Source organism: Rectinema subterraneum (genome assembly GCA_009768935.1).
Lineage (GTDB): Bacteria > Spirochaetota > Spirochaetia > Treponematales > Rectinemataceae > Rectinema > Rectinema subterraneum.
Window position 1 is genome coordinate 1 of sequence record WESA01000032.1, and the last position, 19937, is coordinate 19937.

17 protein-coding genes and 1 tRNA gene are annotated in these 19937 nt (G+C 52.8%); 9 read left to right on the forward strand and 9 right to left on the reverse strand.

The window, feature by feature from the left end:
• Window positions 1-351 precede the first annotated feature (351 nt).
• Window positions 352-840, forward strand: coding sequence for a hypothetical protein (locus GAP13_RS08695; protein WP_158907939.1), 489 nt, complete (start codon window positions 352-354; stop codon window positions 838-840).
• Between the two features lie 183 nt (window positions 841-1023).
• Complete coding sequence (locus GAP13_RS08700; RefSeq protein ID WP_158907940.1) at window positions 1024-1656, forward strand: rhomboid family intramembrane serine protease; 633 nt, start codon at window positions 1024-1026, stop codon at window positions 1654-1656.
• An 82-nt stretch (window positions 1657-1738) separates the two neighbouring features.
• Here the strand turns inward: GAP13_RS08700 and GAP13_RS08705 are convergent, their stop codons facing one another.
• On the reverse strand, window positions 1739-2626 hold the full coding sequence (locus GAP13_RS08705) for a 1-acyl-sn-glycerol-3-phosphate acyltransferase (protein ID WP_158907941.1): 888 nt from the start codon (window positions 2624-2626) through the stop codon (window positions 1739-1741).
• A 49-nt stretch (window positions 2627-2675) separates the two neighbouring features.
• Here GAP13_RS08705 and GAP13_RS08710 point away from each other — a divergent pair, with 49 nt between their 5' ends.
• A complete protein-coding gene (locus GAP13_RS08710; protein ID WP_158907942.1) occupies window positions 2676-3548 on the forward strand; it encodes a DUF1848 domain-containing protein in 873 nt (290 codons plus the stop codon).
• Here the strand turns inward: GAP13_RS08710 and GAP13_RS08715 are convergent.
• Window positions 3540-4373 carry an HAD family hydrolase gene (locus GAP13_RS08715; protein WP_158907943.1) on the reverse strand — a complete coding sequence of 278 codons (834 nt, stop codon included), beginning with the start codon at window positions 4371-4373 and terminating at the stop codon, window positions 3540-3542. The two genes, GAP13_RS08710 and GAP13_RS08715, sit on opposite strands and share 9 nt — an antisense overlap.
• A 128-nt stretch (window positions 4374-4501) precedes the next feature.
• On the opposite strand from GAP13_RS08715, the gene GAP13_RS08720 reads away from it, so the two are divergent.
• Window positions 4502-7465: a hypothetical protein gene (locus tag GAP13_RS08720; protein WP_158907944.1), complete on the forward strand. Its 2964-nt coding sequence runs from the start codon at window positions 4502-4504 to the stop codon at window positions 7463-7465.
• A gap of 43 nt (window positions 7466-7508) precedes the next feature.
• Here GAP13_RS08720 and GAP13_RS08725 read toward each other — a convergent pair whose 3' ends face one another.
• Both GAP13_RS08725 and GAP13_RS08730 read right to left on the reverse strand, forming a co-directional pair.
• Complete coding sequence (locus GAP13_RS08725; protein ID WP_158907945.1) at window positions 7509-8681, reverse strand: iron-containing alcohol dehydrogenase; 1173 nt, start codon at window positions 8679-8681, stop codon at window positions 7509-7511.
• Window positions 8682-8807: 126 nt separating this feature from the next.
• Window positions 8808-8881: transfer RNA gene (locus GAP13_RS08730), tRNA-Ala, on the reverse strand.
• A gap of 137 nt (window positions 8882-9018) precedes the next feature.
• On the opposite strand from GAP13_RS08730, the gene GAP13_RS08735 reads away from it, so the two are divergent.
• Genes GAP13_RS08735 through GAP13_RS08750 form a run of 4 tightly spaced genes read left to right on the forward strand, consistent with a single transcriptional unit; the run spans window position 9019 to window position 13637 of the window.
• On the forward strand, window positions 9019-10452 hold the full coding sequence (locus GAP13_RS08735; RefSeq protein ID WP_158907946.1) for a THUMP domain-containing class I SAM-dependent RNA methyltransferase: 1434 nt from the start codon (window positions 9019-9021) through the stop codon (window positions 10450-10452).
• 22 nt (window positions 10453-10474) lie between these two features.
• Complete coding sequence (zwf, locus tag GAP13_RS08740; protein ID WP_158907947.1) at window positions 10475-12073, forward strand: glucose-6-phosphate dehydrogenase; 1599 nt, start codon at window positions 10475-10477, stop codon at window positions 12071-12073.
• Window positions 12070-12813, forward strand: coding sequence for a 6-phosphogluconolactonase (locus tag GAP13_RS08745; protein WP_158907948.1), 744 nt, complete (start codon window positions 12070-12072; stop codon window positions 12811-12813). The genes zwf and GAP13_RS08745 overlap by 4 nt, the downstream gene beginning before the upstream one ends.
• Window positions 12810-13637, forward strand: a complete 828-nt coding sequence (locus tag GAP13_RS08750) for a LamG domain-containing protein (protein WP_158907949.1) — start codon at window positions 12810-12812, stop codon at window positions 13635-13637. Before GAP13_RS08745 ends, GAP13_RS08750 begins: the two co-directional genes overlap by 4 nt.
• A gap of 75 nt (window positions 13638-13712) precedes the next feature.
• Here the strand turns inward: GAP13_RS08750 and GAP13_RS08755 are convergent, their stop codons facing one another.
• The 5 genes from GAP13_RS08755 to GAP13_RS08775 form a co-directional block, all read right to left on the reverse strand.
• Complete coding sequence (locus GAP13_RS08755) at window positions 13713-14417, reverse strand: P-loop NTPase family protein (RefSeq protein WP_158907950.1); 705 nt, start codon at window positions 14415-14417, stop codon at window positions 13713-13715.
• A gap of 64 nt (window positions 14418-14481) precedes the next feature.
• Window positions 14482-16569: an elongation factor G gene (gene fusA, locus GAP13_RS08760; protein WP_158907951.1), complete on the reverse strand. Its 2088-nt coding sequence runs from the start codon at window positions 16567-16569 to the stop codon at window positions 14482-14484.
• A gap of 185 nt (window positions 16570-16754) precedes the next feature.
• Window positions 16755-17171, reverse strand: coding sequence for an OsmC family protein (locus GAP13_RS08765; protein WP_158907952.1), 417 nt, complete (start codon window positions 17169-17171; stop codon window positions 16755-16757).
• A gap of 162 nt (window positions 17172-17333) precedes the next feature.
• Window positions 17334-17882 (reverse strand): hypothetical protein, encoded by a 549-nt coding sequence (locus GAP13_RS08770; protein ID WP_158907953.1) that lies wholly within the window; start codon window positions 17880-17882, stop codon window positions 17334-17336.
• A 260-nt stretch (window positions 17883-18142) separates the two neighbouring features.
• Window positions 18143-19165, reverse strand: coding sequence for a peptidylprolyl isomerase (locus GAP13_RS08775; protein WP_158907954.1), 1023 nt, complete (start codon window positions 19163-19165; stop codon window positions 18143-18145).
• 171 nt (window positions 19166-19336) lie between these two features.
• On the opposite strand from GAP13_RS08775, the gene GAP13_RS08780 reads away from it, so the two are divergent.
• Window positions 19337-19825, forward strand: coding sequence for a deoxycytidylate deaminase (locus tag GAP13_RS08780; RefSeq protein ID WP_158907955.1), 489 nt, complete (start codon window positions 19337-19339; stop codon window positions 19823-19825).
• Window positions 19826-19937 lie beyond the last annotated feature (112 nt).

The window sequence follows — 19937 nt, forward strand, 5'->3', positions numbered from 1 at the left end:
TTGTAAAAAAATTTCTAGCAGCTTATGCGAAAAGGAATTATTTCTCTGTGCCTTTGAAAGAAACTGCAAAAGTCCGGTGGCGCGCTTTTCATAATATTTCTGTTATATAGAATTCTGAAATTGCGTTAAGAATATTGCGCCAAAATAATATATATTTCATATTTAAATGGCATTTTGAGCATTTTGGAGAGATTTGCGTTTTGAGAGCATTATACTTTTTCTATTTGACTTTTTGCGAAAATGTCGATAATACTAATATCAAAGTGTAGTGGCTGAATCCGTTGGAGGATGCCACAGCTAAACACAAAACGTAACTGTGGGGCTGTGACCCTGCAGGCGAGGAGTTTCAGTATGAAAAAGTATGCATTGGTAGCTCTGTTTGCGGTAGCAGTGTTCGGGATGGCGTTTGCGGTAGTGCCTCCGACGACTACGCAGAGTGGTACTGTGTCGATTTCCGGCTCGGTAGCTGAAGTATTTTCGCTGACAGTGCCCGAGACCTATACGGGCACTATTGCGAATGGTTCAACTGCTGAAACCTGGTCTATCGGCAATGTCGTAGTGACCAGCAACGTGAAGAACTGGACGATCAGCGTTTCGAGCGCGAATAGCGGCTATCTGGTCCACTCAGTGGACAATACCGAGAAAATCGCCTATACGATGACTCTCGGCTCACTGGTTACAGACCAGAGTCTTGCTTCCGCGTGGACAAGCGCTGCTCAGCCGAGAACTGCAAAAGTTGGCAACAGCTATGCGCTTTCGGTGAAGTTCGGCCCGTCTGCTGATTATTATCAGGCTGGAACCTACGGCGATACCCTCACCGTGACAATCAGCCACAACTGATCCGCAACAGAGTGACGACGAAAGGCCATCCGGGCTTGCCCGGGTGGCCTTGTTTTTTGGAAGAGAAGGATGCTGGTTATGCGCGAGAGGCCCTGGCTTTGTTCTCGCTCGCTTATAGCAGCCCTCGATAAATCGGGCACCTCAGCCTTGCTCTCTCGCGCATATTTCTATACTTTTTAACCCATGCAGACGAATTCAATCTTGCGCCGGCCGTTCAGGTTCCGGTTTTTCAATGCGACACTGTACCTCATTGCTGCCAATGTGCTCATTTTTGCGCTGGGCTATGTCTGGCCCATGGTGACATACGCGCTCGCGCTCAGTCCGCAAGCAGTCATGGCGGGGTGGGTCTGGCAGGTGTTCACGTATATGTTTGCTCACGCGAACCTTACGCACCTCCTTGTGAACATGCTGGGGCTTTTCTTCTTTGGAACGCCGGTCGAGCGCACCTTGGGCAGCCTCGAGTTTCTGTTGTATTACCTGCTTTCGGGCACTTTCGCGGGCATTGCCTCATTCGCGATATATGCATTTTCCGGGGCATGGAACACTATGCTGCTGGGCGCTTCGGGGGCGGTGTTTGCGTTGCTGCTCGCTTTCGGGGTGCTGTATCCGAAAGCTATGGTGTATTTATACGGTATCATTCCGATTCGCGCGCCGCTCATGGTCATCGGGTACACTGCGATCGAAATTGTTTTTACGCTGTTGGGGGCTGCGAGTTCTGTGGCCCACCTCACCCACCTCGCGGGATTTGTTGCGGGGGCTGCCTATTTCCCTGTGCGGTTGGGGATGAATCCGTTCAAAAGGCTGAGAGAGCGATAGCGGGCTGTCTGAAGGTGCAGCGCGCATCGTAGGTTTTTGTTAGCGCCGAAGGACTTGATTTTCAGCATGATTCCAATGCGGCTCAGCCTTTGCAGCGATCCTCGGTTTCCTTGTGCATGGCATCGAGCAAATCCATTATAGTATCGACAATTGCCTGCTTTTTATCGTCGCGGAAATGCAGATCGTACTTCACGGAAGCCAGAAACTCCTTGCTGTCATGGACGGGGCTCACATTGTAGATCACCCTGTCTTTTTGGAGAATGTCGTCTTCCATATCGCCGGATGGATTGATTCTGAGAATATTTCCGTTGACTGAAACAAGGCAGAATTTGGAAAAAGACTTGATGTACGAGGCAATTTCTCGCACGCCGCGTTTTGACGACGGGTCCCATGGGCGATAGCGCGTGCCGGCGGGGAACACCAGAATGAGTTTGCCGCTTTCTTTGGCTGCGCTGAGCGCTTTCATAGCGGCATGGTTGATGGAAATGCTTCGCTTTATTTCCTGATAGAGCTCTTTCGGGTCTTTGTACTTTTCTTTGATGATTTGCATCGACCGGGAAGGATAGATCACAATGCGCGAATATGCTCTTGCAAAGGCATGGACCGCAGGATTCTCTTCGTTGAGCTTGATACCCGCAATCGCGACAATGTCCGAAGCGATTTCTTCTCCCTTTTGGCCAGATCTTCTTAATAAATAATGGAATACAGGCAAATCAAAATTCGAGTAATGTTCCATCAGCATGAGACATGATTCACCACGCTTTGCATGTGCATGGAGGGAGGCGAGGTTCTCGATTCCTTCTATATCTGAACAATCATCGATATAATCATGAATGATAGTATCGATATAGGGCAGCAGTGCGGCGATGCCCTGCTGATAGACATTTTCTTCCGAGACATGGGCGTTCTGGGGGACATGGGCAATAATTTCGCCGATAAGATGAGCATATTTGCTCTTGATAGTATCCATATGTTTTTCGGATAATTACTATAGAAGCATTTGCGGCAGGTGTCAATTTATGGCTGTGGTTATAAGCGCAAGCAGGCGGACAGACATTCCTTCATTCTATGCTGATTGGTTCTTCGAGCGCCTGATGGAGGGCTTTGTCGATGTGCGCAATCCTTTCAACCCGAAGCTGATGCGACGCGTTCTGTTGGACCCGGAGTCGGTCGGCTGCCTTGTGTTCTGGACTCGAGATGCGCGCCCGATGCTGTCCCGCTTGGATGAGCTTGAGCCATATGCATTTTATTTTCATATAACAATTATCGGCTATGGGGCAGCGCTCGAACCGTCCGGGCCGCTTGCAAGCGAAGCTGTGGAAATGCTCAAGGCGCTCGCGAGCGAAATCGGGCAGAATCGTGTCATCTGGCGTTACGATCCGGTTTTGCTTGCAGGCTGCTACGATGCCAACTGGCATATCAGGAATTTTGCTGCGCTTGCCAAGGAACTTTCGGGGAGTGTGCGGCACTGCGTAATCAGCATATATGATGCATACAGGCATACCGATGTTCGGCTCAAGAAGGCAGGGTTTCTCCCTCTATGCGGCGCGAGAGGGGGGGAGGGTGCGAGCGAAAAAAGCAGCGCGCATTATCAATTGCTCGCAAAAGAACTTACTGAAATTGCGGCTTCGGAAGGCATCTTTGTTTCTTTTTGCGCGGAGCCTGAACTGCAGCAGGTACAGCCTTCGCTCGGCCTTGGCTGTATCGATTCAGCTATCATTTCCGAATTGACGCACCAGTCTTTTTCATCCCGCAAGGACAAAAACCAGCGCCCTGCTTGCAAGTGCATCGAGAGCGTCGATATCGGCAGCTATGGAACATGCCCGAGGGGGTGTCTGTACTGCTATGCAGATCGAACGGGAAAGAAGCAGGCAAGAAATAGTTCAGGGTGAGGCCTTTGCAGCGCGGCGCTCAAGCAACGTTGCAGTGAATTCAGCAAAACCCGCACCCGATTCCCGCCGGGTCACAAAGTGTGGAAGCTGCGAGATAAGCTCTCTATATTTGAGGATATTGGCAACACCGCATGCCATCTGGAAATGGGCGAACATAGGCTCATCGTTGGGCGAATCGCCGACAAAGACAACTGTTGCGCGATTGCGGTCGTCGTCATAGCTAAAGCGCGCAGAAAGATAGCGAATTACCATGGAAAGCTTGTCGTATTCGCCCATCCAGGCGTTGACATGTATGGAAGAAATCTTCGCGTGCGCACCGCCGCCTTCGAAGAGTGCTTTTATTGACTGGGCGGCGGTAAGGGGCAGGATCGGCTCCTCCTCGGCAAAATCGATCGCGATATCATAGAGCCGCGAGAATTGGTCGCGGGCAAGACGAGTGCCAGGCACCTGTGCAAGCACCTGGTCGCGGAGCGCAGCAAGGCGCGGATCAGAATTCGGGACTGCATCCGGATGAGTCATGGATTTGAGGCGGCGACCTTCGCTTTCCCAAAATACGAGCGCGCCATTTTCACCCACAACACCATCGACGGGCCATTCGCGCGCAATCATGTCGCACCAGCCTGCGGGTCTGCCAGTTACCGGAATCACAATGAGGCCTGCCTTGTGGAGAGCCCACAGCGCTGCATAGCTTTCTGGCGGCAATTTGCCATCGGTGGTGAGCGTGTCATCGATATCCATAAGTACATAGCGGATCGCACGCGCTTCCTGCGGCGTGAGCGAGGCTATGGGGCGAAGGCATTGGAGCCGAGATTCACTATTTTTCATAGCGCAAGCAGGATAGTAGCAGGGCTTGTGCGTCCTGGTCAAGGCAACGACGCATTGCGGGTGCTGGCAAGAAAGCGGATTATATATTGAACATTTCGTGGAGCAGTTCGAGTATGGTAGAGTAAAGCATGCGCATACGCAGAATGTATGTTTCCTGGGCTGTGATGTTGCTGGCTTTAGTGATTGCGATGATGAGTCTGCCCGACTTGCTGGCCGCGGCGCAAGAAATCAGCAATCTTAAGCCGCTTCTTCATGTGCAAACGCGATGGTTTGATATCTATGCGCCGCACGAGCTTGAGGCACAGGCCTGGCGGCTTTCGTCATTTGCAGATAATACATATTCGAAGTTGAATGGATTTTTTGATACACAACCTTCGAGACACCGCATTCCAGTCCTGATTTCCGACATTGCGCACTCGCTCAACGGGTATTCGACGCTCCTTCCATCGAACCGCATCGTCATTTTTCTCGCCTCGGCGGACCCGCGCGGCCAGCTCGCATCGATGGCGGATGAGCTTGAGTCGGTTTTTCTGCATGAGCTTGTGCATTGCATCACGCTGAACGAGAGAAAGGGCGGATGGAAGGCACTGGCCTGGCTCGGAGGGGATTGGGTTGCGCCGGAGGGGTGGATGATGCCACAGGCGCTGGTGGAAGGTACTGCGGTGTGGGCGGAAAGCAGGTTGAGCGCAGAAAATGGCGCGGCAGGAGAAAGCAGGGCGGAGGATGACGTGGCAGGCAGAGAAAACCAGGCATCAGCAAAAAGCGGGCGGCTGAATGATCCTGCAGCGTTGCAGATTGTGCGCATCGAACGGGAGTGGGGGCAGAATCGTTTGCTCTGGGATGTCTCAGGGCTTGCTGATTTTTATGGCTCTGGGAGCCTTGCATACCTGTATGGCGGGCTGTTTGCGGACTATCTTGCAGAGCGGTTTGGTCCGGAGATCCTTGGGCAGCTTTGGCATGATGCGGCGGCTGGAAATATTTTCCGCGGCTTTGATGGCACAGCACTGAGCAAAGGTATTCTGGAAGTTAAAACAGGGGTCAGACCCCAAACGTTGTGGGCTGACTTTCTCTCTTGGATTGATTCGGGAATGGAAAAGGCGGGCGAGGTGCGGGACGCGGTCGAGCTGTTTTCCGGCTATATTGGAGCCTTTGATGTGGGCGAGGGAGTTGTGTACTACTTTGACGGGGATAAGAAGGGGGTGTACGCGCGAGCGATTCTGGATGGGCAGAGAAAGGGCGTCGAGTCGCAAGGGAAAGAGGCCGAATCCAGGGGTCAAGGTACTGAGCCAAGGCGGCTTTTTGCCGCTGATGAAAATTTACGTAACATTAGATTTAACGTAAGATTTCATGCTTTGGATATTGACTGGATCCGTCCTCTCCCTGACGGAAGAACTATCCCTGCGCGCTATCAATTCGATTTTGAAACAAAAACCTTATCGTACATCCGCGACCTGCCAATTCCTCCTGCGGGCGCAGCTCTTGCTGTTGCTCAAAATGGTTCATCGCGCGAAAATATTTTCCTTTATGATCCTTGGACTGATCCAGAGAGCGGTACCGACTATGGGCTTGTACGCCTAGGCTCGACAATTCTGCCTGCAAGAAGAACAGCAGAAGGCAAAACTGAAATGATCGACATCCCCGGTTATGCAGTGCGCTGGATTTCGCCGGGATTCCGTCTAGACTCGGAAGGATCAGCTGCATCGAGGGGAATCCGCTTCGCGCTCACTCTCATTCCTGAAAATGGAATTTCGCGGCTCGGGATTCTCGAAGAAGAGCATGGAAGCTGGTTGCTTTTGGTACAAAACCAGGCGCCTGAGGGCGGCATCTGTCAGCCTGTATATGCTAATGTTACGAAGATTGTGTATTTGTCATCAAAGAAGGATGGGCTCAAAGCCCTCAATGTCTTGGACATTGGAGAAATCGACAAGCAATCTACTTCAGCCTCATCATTGTTCTCTACCATTCCAGTCGAATGGCAGGACGCGGTTCGATGGGCTCAGCTTCATTATCTCGAAGCGATGCAAGAGCCCAAACAAACCGCTGCCATCAAAAAGACAGATACGCTTTTTCCTGCGCTTTTTTCATCAAGCCGCATTCCGTACGCAGAAGGAAATACTGCAGGTCTTGTGCTGACAGGCAGCGATTTGAGCGAACGCGCCGCCTGGCAGGTTTTTGCCGGCTGGGATTTTTCGAATTGGCGGCCTTCGGAAAGCGCTCATATCCAGCTTGGCGCGGGTGAATGGCATGTTTTGTTTTCGGTGGCCGATCAATCTGTGCTATATGCATCGCTCGGCCGAGTATCGTCGGTGAGCGCCGTGCTTAAGTGGGAGCGCTCGTTTGTGCCGCTTTTCCGCAGCCTTTCCGCTGATCTGCACGGCATTTTTGCCGGCTTTCAGGATGCATATCCTTTGGCGGAAGTGTTCCAGCTCAGCCCTGATTCCACATCGTGGGCTATCGGCCTTGATGCTCAATATCAAAGTCTGTACAGGTCCCGCAAGCCCCCGTACGACCAATATGGATTTGCTCTTGCTGCGGGAGCGGATTACGAAGTGGCAAGTCGAAGCGGATTTGGAGGCATGTCTCTCGGCGGATCCATTACAGTTCCGGGCAGAGTGGGGTTGTCGGCCTATGGTGCGTATGCGCCGTTTGGCGGTGTGGCGTTTTCGCCTGCGCTTCGCCTGTTGGCTTCGGGCAGCAGCATAATGCCGTCTGCAGTACAAGCGCCATATCCGAGCTATCGGGAGTACAGCTCGCTCATCTCTCTTTCGAATTGGTATGCGTTTGGCGAAGTCGACGTGCGTCTTTTTTCGATTGAAGCCGGATGGATGCTTCGAATGCCGCTGTCTCCTTCGTGGGCATTACGGCGGATTATTGGCAGAGCGGGAGTGCGAGGCGCTGGGCTCGAGATTGATAGCACGCCTTCAGCGCTCTGTTCTGCCTTTGCGCGCGTTGAGTTCGATTTGGCCATTCTCGCTGGCATGGTAGCGACGAGCCATACCATGTTCTCTGTTGAAGCCGCCTGGGCTTTTATGGCCCAAAAAGTTGGCGGCTCACCGCTGCATATCAATATCGGGATTAATGCCGAACTGTAATCGAGAGCTGAGCACTGCTTCCTGATATTGAGAAAAACGCGGTTCAAGCCATCAGGCGATATATCGCGCGAATATCAGCTTCGGTATAGCCCGGCACGCCCCAGAGCTTGCTCAGCGCCATGGCCTGTTTCGTGCAGGCGTCGATATCGAGAGCCTGAAGACCTGCCTCTTTCAGCCTGATGGGAGTCCCTATGTGCTGGTACCATGCTTCAAGCGCTTCTATGACTATGTCAGAAGCCTCGATCGCCGGCTTTCCGTCAAGCTGTTTTTCAAGACCCATAATGCGCTGGCCAAACAGCACAATTCGATGCGCAATATGCGATTTCATATATTTGAGCCATGCGGGAATGACAATCGATAGCCCAGCTCCGTGCGCAATGTCGTACATGCCGCTTAGAGGGTGTTCGATCATGTGATTTGGGATCGAGGCACCCTCGACGCCTGCCTTGAGAAGGCCATTCCACGCAAGGGCTCCTGCCCACATAATTGTCGAGCGCGCTTCGAAATCGCGAGGGGTTTTGAGAATTGTTTCCAGCGATCCCATAACCGCACGGCAGACGCCTTCCACCATGCCATCCTGTAAGGGAAAATCCGCGGTGGCAGTGAAATAGCCCTCCATGAGGTGCGAAAGAATATCAGTGCATGCGTATGCTGTATATTGAACTGGAATGCTGAGCGTCAATGAAGGATCGAGAAAGGCGAGCTTCGGATACAGCATTTCGCCGCGGATACTGAATTTTTCATGTGTCTCTTCGTTCGTCATGACGGAAGCGCCGTTCATTTCGGATGAAGTTGCCGGCAATGTCTGGACCGCGATTATGGGCAGCGCGTCCCTAAACACGGCCTTCCGGGTATAAAAATCCCACAATGGCTCATCATGGAGGGCACCAACAGCGATCGCTTTGGCTTCATCGATGACGCTGCCGCCACCTACCGCCACAATACAATCGAGATCGTGTTCCTTAGCCTTGCGGGCGCCTTCTGTTGCATGTGCGATGCGAGGGTTCGGCTGCACGTCAGCATGTTCGACAAAGAAAATATTCGCGCCGCGAAGCTGCGCTACTACGGTATTGTACAGCCCACTTGTTTTGATGCTCCCTTTTCCATACAGAAACAGTGCGCGCTTACCCCAAAGAGAAGTCTCGAGCCCCAACCTGTTGAGTATCCCAGCGCCAAAAAAGACTTTTGTCGGTGTGACCCATTCGAAGTTCTGCATAGTGACCTCCGCATATATTCTACATTTGTAAAGTGTCAGGGGGAAGCCGACCTTAGTGTCCTCAACCTTGTGTAAAGCAGTTTGAGTGCAAAAAAAATCGGCGGCCCTTGCGGACAGCCGATATTGTGGAGGTGAGGGGAATTGAACCCCTGACCTTATGAATGCCATTCATACGCTCTAGCCAACTGAGCTACACCCCCAAAATGCTTGGGCATACTAGCGCGGAAGGGCCAAAAATGTCAAGTTAAAAAATGGGGTCTGACCCCTAAAATTAAAAATTTAAGAAAAGGGGTCAGACCCCTTTTATTTTTCAGCTTTGCCATACATACTTTAACCTGTGGTAACAACAATGCGTGCGATTGCGGTGTGCGCGATCGGGCTCGAAAAGGTGCTGGCCAGGGATCTGGCGCATCTTGGCTTCAGGGAAGTGGGGCGCAGCGCGGGCAGGGTAGTCTTCAATGTGTCAACGAACGCGCTGGCGGAAGACCTCACAAAGGCGAATATCGGCCTCAGGACCGCGGATCGTGTGTTGCTCGTAGTCGGTGAATTCAAAGCGTTCGATTTCGATGGCTTCTATCAGGGTATTTACTCTCTCCCTTGGGAGGCATTCTGTGCAAAGGATACACGGGTTCTGATAGAACGGGCTCGTGCGAATGGCTGCAAGCTCCATGCGCAAGCGACGCTTCAGTCCATGGCCCAGAAGGCGATTTATGCTGCGTTGATGGAGCATTTTCATGTGAGGAACATGCCGGAGACTGGCCGCATGCTTGAGGTGCGTATCTATGGCGACAATGACTGGTGGCAGATTGTCATCGATACTTCGGGTGAGGCGCTTTCGAGACGAGGCTACCGACGCTTTACCCATGAGGCGCCGCTCAAGGAAACAATCGCCGCTTCGCTGTTGTTTCTTGCCGGATGGAGCCGTTCTCGCCCGTTGATAGACCCGTTCTGTGGTTCAGGCACAATTCCGATCGAGGCTGCGCTCTATGCGTGCAATGCAGCGCCGGGGTTGAAGCGCCGTTTTGCCTTCGAAGACTTCCCCGAGATGGATCAGAATAAAGTCGAAGATATGAGGCTCTTTTTTCGCCAGCAGGTCAGAAGGGACATCAGGACCGATATTCGTGCCTCAGACCTCGATACGAAGGCGCTCGAGTTGGCGCGAAGGAATGCCACGCTTGCGGGAATCAGCGAATTCATCAAGTTTTTCAACGCCGATGCGAGGGAATTAGTGCCCCCAGAAGCAGCGATTCGGAGTGCAGAAGTTCGCGGCGATATGGCTCAATCTGGGATAGTTACAGCCGGGGCAGCCTCTCCCGGGGCTGCTTCCGGGCCGCCTGCGGGAACGCGCGGAATCATGCTCGCCAATCCCCCCTACGGCCAGCGCCTCGCAAGCCCTGACGAAGCTCGCGCGCTCTACAGAGAGCTGAGCCCTATGCTGAAGCGCTATCTCGATGCTGGCTGGGAATGCGGCTTTCTGTCCGCGGACAAAGAATTCGGCGAAGCGATAGGCGTTGAGCCGACCTCGGTGCGAATGATTGTTTCAGGCCAGGAGACCATTTTTTTCAATTGGTTTTCCGCAGGCATCGCGGAGGCAGGCGGACACGCGCCGCGCTCATCGAATGAGCATCGCCGGAGCCGCGCTCCGATTTCGCCGAATGAACATCGGTCCGGGCGCCCTTCTGGCTCGCCACAGGCTGACCCGCAGCGCCGCCCTTCTGGCTCGCCACAGGAAATTCGGCAAGGCCGCGCTCCGCGCTCGCCTTCTCAATAAAGATTTTTATATATTATAGAATATGAATATAGCAACAGATATGCCGTATTGCCGGTTGGACGCGACTCGCTTTTCTCCACAGCCAGCCCTTTTTATTGTGTTCGGAGCATCGGGAGACCTTGCAAACCGCAAAATCTTCCCGGCGCTCTACGACCTCTATCTTGAAAAACAGCTTCCTGACGAGCTTTTGATGGTTGGAGCAGCTCGCCGCAATTACAGCACCAAGGAATTTCGCGAGATACTTCGCGCATCATGCCTTGCACACAGCCGCCACCAGGATGAGGCGCTTCATACCGACGCATGGCACGCCTTTTCGCAGAGAGTTTTCTATATACAGAATGATGTCGCGGACCCCCAGAGCTATGAGCCTATCCGCAGGCTTGTTGGGGAGCAGGATCGATCGGTGCTGGAAGGCCTGGCCCCGCATATCGCGATCCCGCACAACATTCTTTATTATCTCGCGGTAACGCCTGAGTTTTTCCCTGTCATTTCGGAGAATCTCGGCCGCATGGGCTGCGGGAGCAATGCTTCTGCACCGGGCTGGCGGCGACTTGTCGTCGAAAAGCCATATGGCAAGGATCAACGTTCCGCCGCGAGCCTGACCGAGGCGCTCCACAAGTGGTTCGAAGAACGCGACATTTATCGCATCGACCACTATCTCGGCAAAGAAGCAGTGCAAAACCTTTTGCATTTCCGGTTTGCCAATACAATTTTCGAGCCAGTTTGGAACCGCAATTACATCGATCGCATCGAAATCACGGTGGCTGAGCAGGAAGGCATCGGCACGCGCGGCGGCTACTATGATGGTTTCGGAGCGGCGCGCGATATGCTGCAGAATCACCTGACACAGCTTCTCTGCTTGACCGTAATGGAGCCGCCGGCAACGCTTTCGCCCGAGCATATTCGCGATGAAAAAGTCAAAATTTTGCGTGCGATTCCTGACTACAGCCCCCAGGAAATTCTTGCGCGTGCGAGGCGAGGGCAATATGCCGTGGGTACCAATGCAAGGGGCGAGCCAGTGCCCGATTACCTGAATGAAGCGAAAGTCCGTCCCGATTCAACAACAGAGACATTTGCATCATTGACACTTTCGGTAGAGAACTGGCGGTTTTCGGGAGTTCCGATTACCCTCAGAACAGGCAAGGCGCTCGCTGAGAAATACTCTGAAATTGTCTTGTATTTTAAGCGCCCGCCATCGGCTTTGTTCGCAGCGCAGTGCGGAGATCTTCTTGCGCCAAACAGCCTCACCGTCCGCATCCAGCCGGACGAAGGCATATGGCTTTCGTTCAATGCCAAGGTTCCAGGGGAGCCGGCCATTCGAGCAAACAGCCTGCGTTTCTCGTACAGGGAAGTCGCCGATTATTTTCCTGAAGCGTACGAGCGGCTTATTCTCGATGCGCTCTCCGGGGACTCAACCCTGTTCATCCGCGCGGACGAGTCCGAACTTGCCTGGCAGGTGATCGACAAACTCGAGGCGGCATGGGCATCTGCTGATCCGAAAGCAGCTCCAGAGTCAGGCGGGCTATTGAAGTACCAGGCTGGCATTTCCTTGCGCGACCTGATTGCGCAGGTTCGCGAGCCCGTTTTGCGCGAGCCTGTTTTAAGAGAAGGGCTTGTATGATTCTTCATGTGTATACTTCGGATGATGTTTGGTTGAGAGCAGCGAGCGAGTTCATTTTCTCCGGGCTGAGCGAAGCCCGCGAGGTTCGCAATGCCCGCGAGGCACCACAGCGTTCGCTGCACCTTTGTCTGGCTGGGGGTGCGACGCCTAAGCCGATATACGAAGCCCTGGCCCGCGATCCGCAATGTGCCGAAATTGCGAATGCTCGGAGCATTCATCTTTGGGTTGGGGATGAGCGCGAGGCTGAACCCGGAAGCGGCTTTCGGAACTCAGAGATGATTGCTGCAGCATTCAAATACAGCCCGACCGCTTTCGTCCTGCACCAATGGCCGCCCGGCCGGCGCGCACTAGCAGCGCGCACATATGAGGAGGAGCTTTCCACCTTTGCAAGCGAGCGAGTTCGCGCCAATCAACCCATATTCGACCTTACCATTCTCGGCATGGGCGAAGATGGCCATACTGCCGGGCTCTTTTCTCTCGATGATTTCCAGAGCCCTGCTGATTCTCTGAAGCGCGCCACTATTTTGCCGAACAGTCTGGTCATGCTCACGGAAGCTCCTCAGGAACCAAAATCGCGCATGACGCTGGCGCCCGAAATACTGCGCTCCTCGAGGCGGATTCTCGTTCTGATGCAAGGCCTGACAAAAGTACGGGTTTTGATTGCCAATCTTGTCGGCGAAAGGGAAGATCCAATCAAGCATTTTTTGAATGAGACATGCGAGGTAATTGCACGAATATGACATACGCTGCGTGTTTTCTTCTGGGTGCAGCTCCTGCGGGCGCTGACGCAAAAGCTTCGCGAACCACATCGGGAAGGGGTTGCTGGCGCTCTCTGGCTTTGATATTTTTCATCATTGCAGCCAGATCCGGTCTTTTTGCCCAAACCCTGCAAAGACTCAGTTTTTCCGGCTTTGAATGGTATGTGCGCCAGACCACTGAGCCAGAAGGCCCGATGAATAACCTTTTTGGCGGCACCGGTACAAGCGTCGATGTGCTTCCGGATGGAGCTTTGCGCCTTTCAATTACGTATCGTGAAGGCGACTGGTATGCTGCAGAGGTATGGACGACCAAATCCCTCGGCTACGGAACCTACACATTTCGCATCCGTACGCCGCTCGCCCAGCTGCATCCCGATCTGATTTTTGGGGCATTTACCTACAGCCGAGCGCTTGGGTATTTTCATCGCGAGATCGACATCGAGTTTTCGGCATGGGGCAAGAAAGTGTCGGATCTGCGGGGGCAATACGTCATTCAGCCTTTCGACAAGCAGGGCAACATGCACTCATTCCCGGCCAAGCCGTACGCTGGTCCGTCTTCCCAGCAATTTACATGGCTGCCCGATCGCATCGAGTTTGCTTCCTGGCTTGGATATGGAGAAAAGCCCCCGGCTGGCGATCCACGGCTCATCGATGCGTGGACCTTCAACGATGCAAAAAGCATTCCGAAGCCAAGCGCTGCCATCCACATGAACCTCTATTTATTTGATGGCCGCCCGCCAGGCAAGAAGGACGGCCTCCAACTTGTGATCATCGATGGCTTCGAATTCAAGGCCGCGCCGAAATGAGCCGCGCCGCAACAAGTTGCGCAAGAATTAGCCGCGCTGCTATCGTGCGCTGCGCCCGCCCAAGCCGACAAAAACTTACGCCTCGGCAATCAGCAGCGTCCTGGGGTCGAGGAGCAGGTTCATATCGCTCGGATTGCGCCGCTCGTGGTCTTTGACGACGCGCAGATGAATGAAGTCTTTCTTCGGCTCGAGCACCACAATGACCGAAATCAAAGGCTCAATCTCCCGCAGCACAACAGGAATGCCCTGCGGATCGAGCACAGGTTCGGCTTCCGCGAGCGTGCAGGTATACCACGCTTCGAGCTGCATTTCAGCCAGAAAGGCTTTGACCTTTTCGAACCGCTCGGCGGTAGCGCGTGTAAAGTCGAAACCATCGACGATGATGGTTTTTGCATTGAATCCGCCCTCGTTGATGAGCGCTTTGATGGTTCGCGTAATCTGGTCGACGCTGACGCCTTCTTGAGTGAAATTCATGATCATGCGGTTGCGGACAAGCTGTTCTTTTATATCATCGATATTTTCAAGATTTTTGCGCCGGGCAATTTCGCTAAAAATATTTTCATACCAAGAAATGATATAGCTCGTATGCGCATTGAAGGAAACATGGATGACCTTCTCGCCCTGCATGAGCTTATCCAGCGCAATCTGAACCAGCACGGAAGTCTTGCCGATGCCTTTTTTGCTCGCAAGCACTCCGATATCTCCCGCATGCAGACCGCCTTCGATCGAATTTTCGAATATCCGCACCGGGCTTTTCCGAATAAATTCTTCTTTCAGCATGTGCGCTCCTTATAAACAATTATAACCCAGTTTTGCTGGGCTCGCGATTGATTTCTGCGCGAATTCACTTCTGGTCCTTCTTGCGTTTTTCCAGGTAGTCCTTGCGCAGCTGTTCGCTGATGGATGTCGGAACCTTGGCATATTTTTCGAATTCCATGGAGAATTCCGCCTTGCCTTGGGTAAGCGAGCGAAGGACGGTGGAATAGCCGAACATCTCCGAGAGCGGTACTTCAGCCTCGACGCGTGAGAATGTACCGTCTTCGGTATTGGCCATGATGATACCGCGGCGCTGATTGAGCGATGCGAAGACATTGCCCTGGAATTCGTTGGGCGTCTCGACCGCGACTTTCATGATCGGCTCCAGAATCGCCGGTTTTGCCTTTTCGTACGCTTCCCTGAACGCGCCTATGGCGGCAAGCTGGAATGCGATATCCGAAGAGTCGACAGGATGGCTCTGACCGTCGTTGATAACGACCCGCACGTTCGTCACAGGAAAGCCGATGAGCGTTCCCTTTTCCATGGCTGCGCGGAAACCTTTGTCGCACGACGGGATGAACTCGGCAGGGATAGCGCCGCCCTTGATCATATCGACGAATTCGTAGTGCTCGTCTTTCAAAGGTTCGATATAGCCCGCAACCCGCCCATACTGGCCTGAGCCGCCGGTCTGTTTCTTGTGGGTGTAGTTGAAATCGGCGCGCTGGGTGATGGTTTCGCGGTAGGCAACCTGCGGCATGCCGGTGGTGACTTCACACTTGTATTCGCGGCGCATGCGCTCGATGTAGACTTCGAGGTGAAGTTCGCCCATGCCCTGGATAATGGTCTGGTTGGACTCGGGATCGACATAGGTGCGGAACGTCGGGTCTTCCTTGGTGAAGCGGTTGAGCGCCTTGCTCATTTGATCTGAGCTCTTGGTATCTTTCGGGTTGATTGCGAGCGAGATGACTGGTTCGGGGACAAACATGCTCGTCATTGCATAATTGAGATCGGGGTGGCAGAACGTATCGCCCGAGGCGCATTCGATGCCGAAAAGCGCGACAATGTCACCGCAACTGCCTTCGTTGATGTCTTCCATGGATGAAGCGTGCATGCGCACAAGGCGGCCGACTTTGAATTTCCTGCGGGCGCGGGTGTTGTAGAGCTCGTCGCCCTTGCGGATCATGCCCTGGTAGATGCGCACGTACGTGAGCTGGCCATACTGACCATCTTCGAGTTTGAAGGCAAGAGCGACTGTTTTTGCCTTGTCGTCAGCCTTGAGTTCGACCTCTGCCTCATTGTTTGAAAGGTCGAGCGCAACATTGTGCCGTTCGGAAGGATTGGGCAGGAAGTCGACGACGCCGTCGAGCAACAGCTGCACGCCTTTGTTCTTGTATGCTGAGCCTACAAAAACCGGCACAAATTTCTCTTCGATGGTGCCTTTGCGGATGGCTGCAAGCAAAAGGTCTTTGGTTACTTCGCCCTCCAGGTACGCTTCGGCAAGCTCGTCGGAGAACATCGAAGCTGCTTCGAGCAGTTCTTCGCGGTAGCGCTCGGCATCTTTGACAAGATGGGCGGGAATTTCGGCGAAACGGAGCTCTTCTCCATTGGGGCCATCGAAGTAGACTGCCCTCATGTCGATGAGGTCGATGACGCCCTCGAATTTGTCCTCGAGACCAATGGGAATGGTCACGAAAGCCGGATTGAGGCCGAGTTTTTCACCAAGCTGGCTTTTTACCTTGAATGGATTAGCGCCGGTTCGGTCACATTTGTTGATGAAGGCGAGGCGGGGCACATGGTAGCGCTTGAGCTGACGGTCGACTGTGATCGACTGGGACTGAACGCCCGCCACTGAGCACAGCACGAGAATCGCGCCATCGAGCACTCGCAGCGAACGCTCGACCTCGATTGTGAAATCGACGTGTCCCGGGGTATCGATGAGGTTGATTGCATAATCTTTCCACTGGACATTGGTTGCCGCAGACTGAATGGTGATGCCGCGCTCGCGCTCGAGGTCCATAGAATCCATTGTCGCGCCTGCGCCATCTTTGCCCTTTACTTCATGAATTGCATGTATTTTTCGGCAATAGAAAAGAATGCGCTCGGAGAGCGTTGTCTTTCCCGAGTCGATATGCGCGGAAATGCCGATATTCCGCATCATCTGAATGTCAAATGCCATTGTGCTGAGTACCTCTTGCAGAGCAATATGATAAAGACACCCCTATCAGGGGGTGTCATATTCGCGGCAGCAGGACTGAACTGTGTGAAAATAGTTGAAAATAGCGCAAAATATCACAGATGCAGGAAAATAAGCTACCTTTTCGCAAGTATAGCAAAAAAGCGCATTCTGAGCAAGATGCCGGCTCAGATATATTCGATTTCCCATGCCAGATCTGCGGCTTTGCGAAGAGTTGCGCTGACGCCGCAATACTTGTTTTGCGAAAGTTCGACAGCCTTCTGCACATTATCGGGATTGAGCCCGTCGCTCTTCTTGAACTGGTAGATTACCTTGAAGCTGGTGAATTTCTTTGGGTGCTCTTCGGTGAGGTCGCCGCTCACCTTGAGATTGAACCAGCTCACCGGTTCGCGCATTTTCTTGAGGATAGAAATGACATCCATTGCCGTGCAGCCAGCGAGCGAGACGAGCAAAAGGCCTTTGGGTTGGGGGCCGCGGTTTGTGCCGCCTACCGAGTCGTCTGCATCGATTACTAGAGTGTGGCCGTCAAGTTCGCTCTGAAAAGCCATTCCATCGAGCCAGTTCATCTGGATTTCTTTTGTCATGGTGCCTCCGCAGGGTTTGAAAATATACGTTTCTTGTAATAAAGATACTGCAAAAGCGACAAGAGTTCAAAGAGGGTTAAAAGCAGGCGCAGAAGAATTGCAGCATCTGCCTTGCCCTTAAATCCTATATCACCAGGACAAGGGCAAGGAATGCTTTAGCAATTAGTTAGCCATGACATTGAATAACAGGCTATCGGAATAGACGCCGTATGAGGCGCTTGCAGGAATGTTTCCGAGAGCTATGCTCACTGGCAAATCAGTGCCATCGCGAGCGGTTTTCATAGCGGTGACCATGCGGAATGAATCGCCATAGCGTGCTGCCGGCATTCCTCCGATGAGCAGGTCGTAGGCGATTTCGCTTCCGGAGCTCTGATTTTTCAATTTGCCGCCGTTCATGGACTGGACAACGATGGAATAGCTCGATGTAAGATTGGAAACAAGGCGAGCTGCTCCAAGATTGAAAATGGAATAGGGCTTCAGCTCGAAGCCGTTTCTGAATCCACCTGGATTGGTACCGAGGTAACCGACAATGTTTGCAGCGCCATTTGGGGCAAAATCGAGCGAGAGCTGTAGAACAGGCGGTACATAAACCGCAAGCTGGATAGTCGCGCTTGTCTTGCCTGGGGTCTGCGCGGAAGCAGCAAAGGGCAAAGAAAGAATAAGGATAATTGCGAGAAAACTGCGAATTGCAATTCTCGAAATGCCTTTCATCTCCTTCACCTCTGATATTAATAGTACTGTGAAGGAGTGAAGAATTAGGCCTAATATTAGATGATATTCATTGATTTAGAAAGAAATGATCATGAATATTAGAGATATTCGTGAATCGGAATTTCCAAAATCTCCAATGGCATTGATAATAGGCTGCAAATATTCAATATCTCCAATTGTTCCAAAGTAAGGATTGCGGTGCTGCACCGTGCGAGGCGCCCAGCGAAACGAGCATTCAGGCACCCCGCCCGTCCGCTGCACTACTCGCGAATGGATACGAGCTCGATTTCGAATGCCAGGAACGAGTTCGGCGGGATGACATCGCCGATGCTCTGAGCACCGTACGCAAGCTCAGGGGGAATAATGACAAAGCGCTTTTCGCCCTTCTGCATCGTGCTTACCACACTATCCCAGCCATCGATGACTTCGCCTTTGCCGATTGTAAAACTGAAAGGGCCGCCGGAGAGACTGGATTGATCGAACACGGTACCGTCGAGCAGCATACCTTTGTAGATGACCGAGACTTTGCTGCCAGTCTTCGGAGTATCGCCGAAGCCCTTGCGAATGGTTTTCTGGAAAATGCCTTTTTCATCGGGCTTGAGATCAGGCCATTTCTGGGCGATCAAGGCGAGATCGGACTCTCTTTTTTGAGCATTCAGTGCATTGAGGGTGGCATACGCTGCGCTCAGGCGTTGATCCCAGGCTTTTTGGGAAGCGTCGAAGGCTTTGGCTTTAGCGCCGAACCTCTGGATGGTGACTGATTCGATCCGGTCGCCTTGCTGGATCTGCTTGACGACATCCATGCCTTCGATGACTTTTCCGAACACTGAGTGCTTGCCATCGAGCCATGGAGCTGCTTCGAGCGTGATGAAAAACTGGCTGCCATTGGTGTTTGGCCCTGCATTCGCCATTGAAACGACTCCAGGAGCATCGTGTTTGAGGTCGGGGACGATTTCATCCGGGAAGCGATAACCGGGTCCACCTGTACCATCGCCGATGGGATCGCCGCCCTGGACTACAAAATCGGCAACCACGCGATGGAAAGTAAGCCCATTGTAAAAGGGTTTTCCTTTGGTGGCATCGAGTTTTCCTTCCGCGAGGCCGACAAAATTGCCGACAGTCAGAGGTGCTTTTTCGAATTCGAGCGAAATGACGATGTTGCCTTTATTCGTTTTGAGAATCGCGTACATGCCATCAGGGCGCGATTCCTGAGCCTGGCAGGAAATGATGGAAAATGATGACAGCACAAGAATAATTGCAGAAAAGACACTGCGATGCTTCATCCGGAAGTCTCCTCGGAATATGGTTGGAGGCGGCTGCACGCCACAATCAGTGCTCATTATGTATCAGGCTGTGTGCTGTCTGCAAGGGCTGGCGGAAAAAAGCGCATGAATATTAAGCGCACAACAAATCTGTGCTAAGATGAGTCTCGATCGATTCGCTGCAAGGAGGATATGGTGTCAGATTATCGCCGTCCAACGTGGGATGAATATTTCATGGAAGTTGCCAATGCTATCGCAAAACGCGCTACCTGCGATCGCGGTCGCTCGGGCTGCGTTATAGCAAAAGATAACCAGATCCTCGCGACAGGGTATGTCGGCGCGCCCGCCGGCTTGCCTCATTGCGACGATGTGGGACATCAAATGAAGAAAATGCTCCATGAAGATGGCACGATTACCGAACACTGCGTGCGCACTGTCCATGCCGAGCAGAATGCGATATGCCAGGCTGCGAAACGGGGCGTCGCCATCAATGGCGCGACGCTGTATTGCCGCATGACTCCATGCCGGACCTGCGCAATGCTCATAATCAACTGTGGCATTGTGCGCGTGGTCGCTGAATATCGATACCACGACGCAGCTGAAAGCGAAGAAATGTTCAAGATGGCAGGCATTAAGCTCGAATATGTGCATAATGAGGTGCTGAAATACGACAGGCAGTAGGCAGCAGCTGAAGCCCGCCAGTCCAATGGCATGTCCGGCGCCTAGTAAGATCGCGAAAGCCAAGGCAGCGGCCGGTTGTACAACGAGCACTTTCCTGTATACGATAGCGGAC

What these genes read in the sequence shown, in the direction of transcription:
- GAP13_RS08695 (WP_158907939.1), top strand. Translation starts at nt 352, where the DNA reads ATGAAAAAGTATGCATTGGTAGCTCTGTTTGCGGTAGCAGTGTTCGGG.
- GAP13_RS08700 (WP_158907940.1), top strand. Translation starts at nt 1,024, where the DNA reads ATGCAGACGAATTCAATCTTGCGCCGGCCGTTCAGGTTCCGGTTTTTC.
- GAP13_RS08705 (WP_158907941.1), bottom strand. Translation starts at nt 2,626, where the DNA reads ATGGATACTATCAAGAGCAAATATGCTCATCTTATCGGCGAAATTATT.
- GAP13_RS08710 (WP_158907942.1), top strand. Translation starts at nt 2,676, where the DNA reads ATGGCTGTGGTTATAAGCGCAAGCAGGCGGACAGACATTCCTTCATTC.
- GAP13_RS08715 (WP_158907943.1), bottom strand. Translation starts at nt 4,373, where the DNA reads ATGAAAAATAGTGAATCTCGGCTCCAATGCCTTCGCCCCATAGCCTCG.
- GAP13_RS08720 (WP_158907944.1), top strand. Translation starts at nt 4,502, where the DNA reads ATGCGCATACGCAGAATGTATGTTTCCTGGGCTGTGATGTTGCTGGCT.
- GAP13_RS08725 (WP_158907945.1), bottom strand. Translation starts at nt 8,681, where the DNA reads ATGCAGAACTTCGAATGGGTCACACCGACAAAAGTCTTTTTTGGCGCT.
- zwf (WP_158907947.1), top strand. Translation starts at nt 10,475, where the DNA reads ATGAATATAGCAACAGATATGCCGTATTGCCGGTTGGACGCGACTCGC.
- GAP13_RS08745 (WP_158907948.1), top strand. Translation starts at nt 12,070, where the DNA reads ATGATTCTTCATGTGTATACTTCGGATGATGTTTGGTTGAGAGCAGCG.
- GAP13_RS08750 (WP_158907949.1), top strand. Translation starts at nt 12,810, where the DNA reads ATGACATACGCTGCGTGTTTTCTTCTGGGTGCAGCTCCTGCGGGCGCT.
- GAP13_RS08755 (WP_158907950.1), bottom strand. Translation starts at nt 14,417, where the DNA reads ATGCTGAAAGAAGAATTTATTCGGAAAAGCCCGGTGCGGATATTCGAA.
- fusA (WP_158907951.1), bottom strand. Translation starts at nt 16,569, where the DNA reads ATGGCATTTGACATTCAGATGATGCGGAATATCGGCATTTCCGCGCAT.
- GAP13_RS08765 (WP_158907952.1), bottom strand. Translation starts at nt 17,171, where the DNA reads ATGACAAAAGAAATCCAGATGAACTGGCTCGATGGAATGGCTTTTCAG.
- GAP13_RS08770 (WP_158907953.1), bottom strand. Translation starts at nt 17,882, where the DNA reads ATGAAAGGCATTTCGAGAATTGCAATTCGCAGTTTTCTCGCAATTATC.
- GAP13_RS08775 (WP_158907954.1), bottom strand. Translation starts at nt 19,165, where the DNA reads ATGAAGCATCGCAGTGTCTTTTCTGCAATTATTCTTGTGCTGTCATCA.
- GAP13_RS08780 (WP_158907955.1), top strand. Translation starts at nt 19,337, where the DNA reads ATGGTGTCAGATTATCGCCGTCCAACGTGGGATGAATATTTCATGGAA.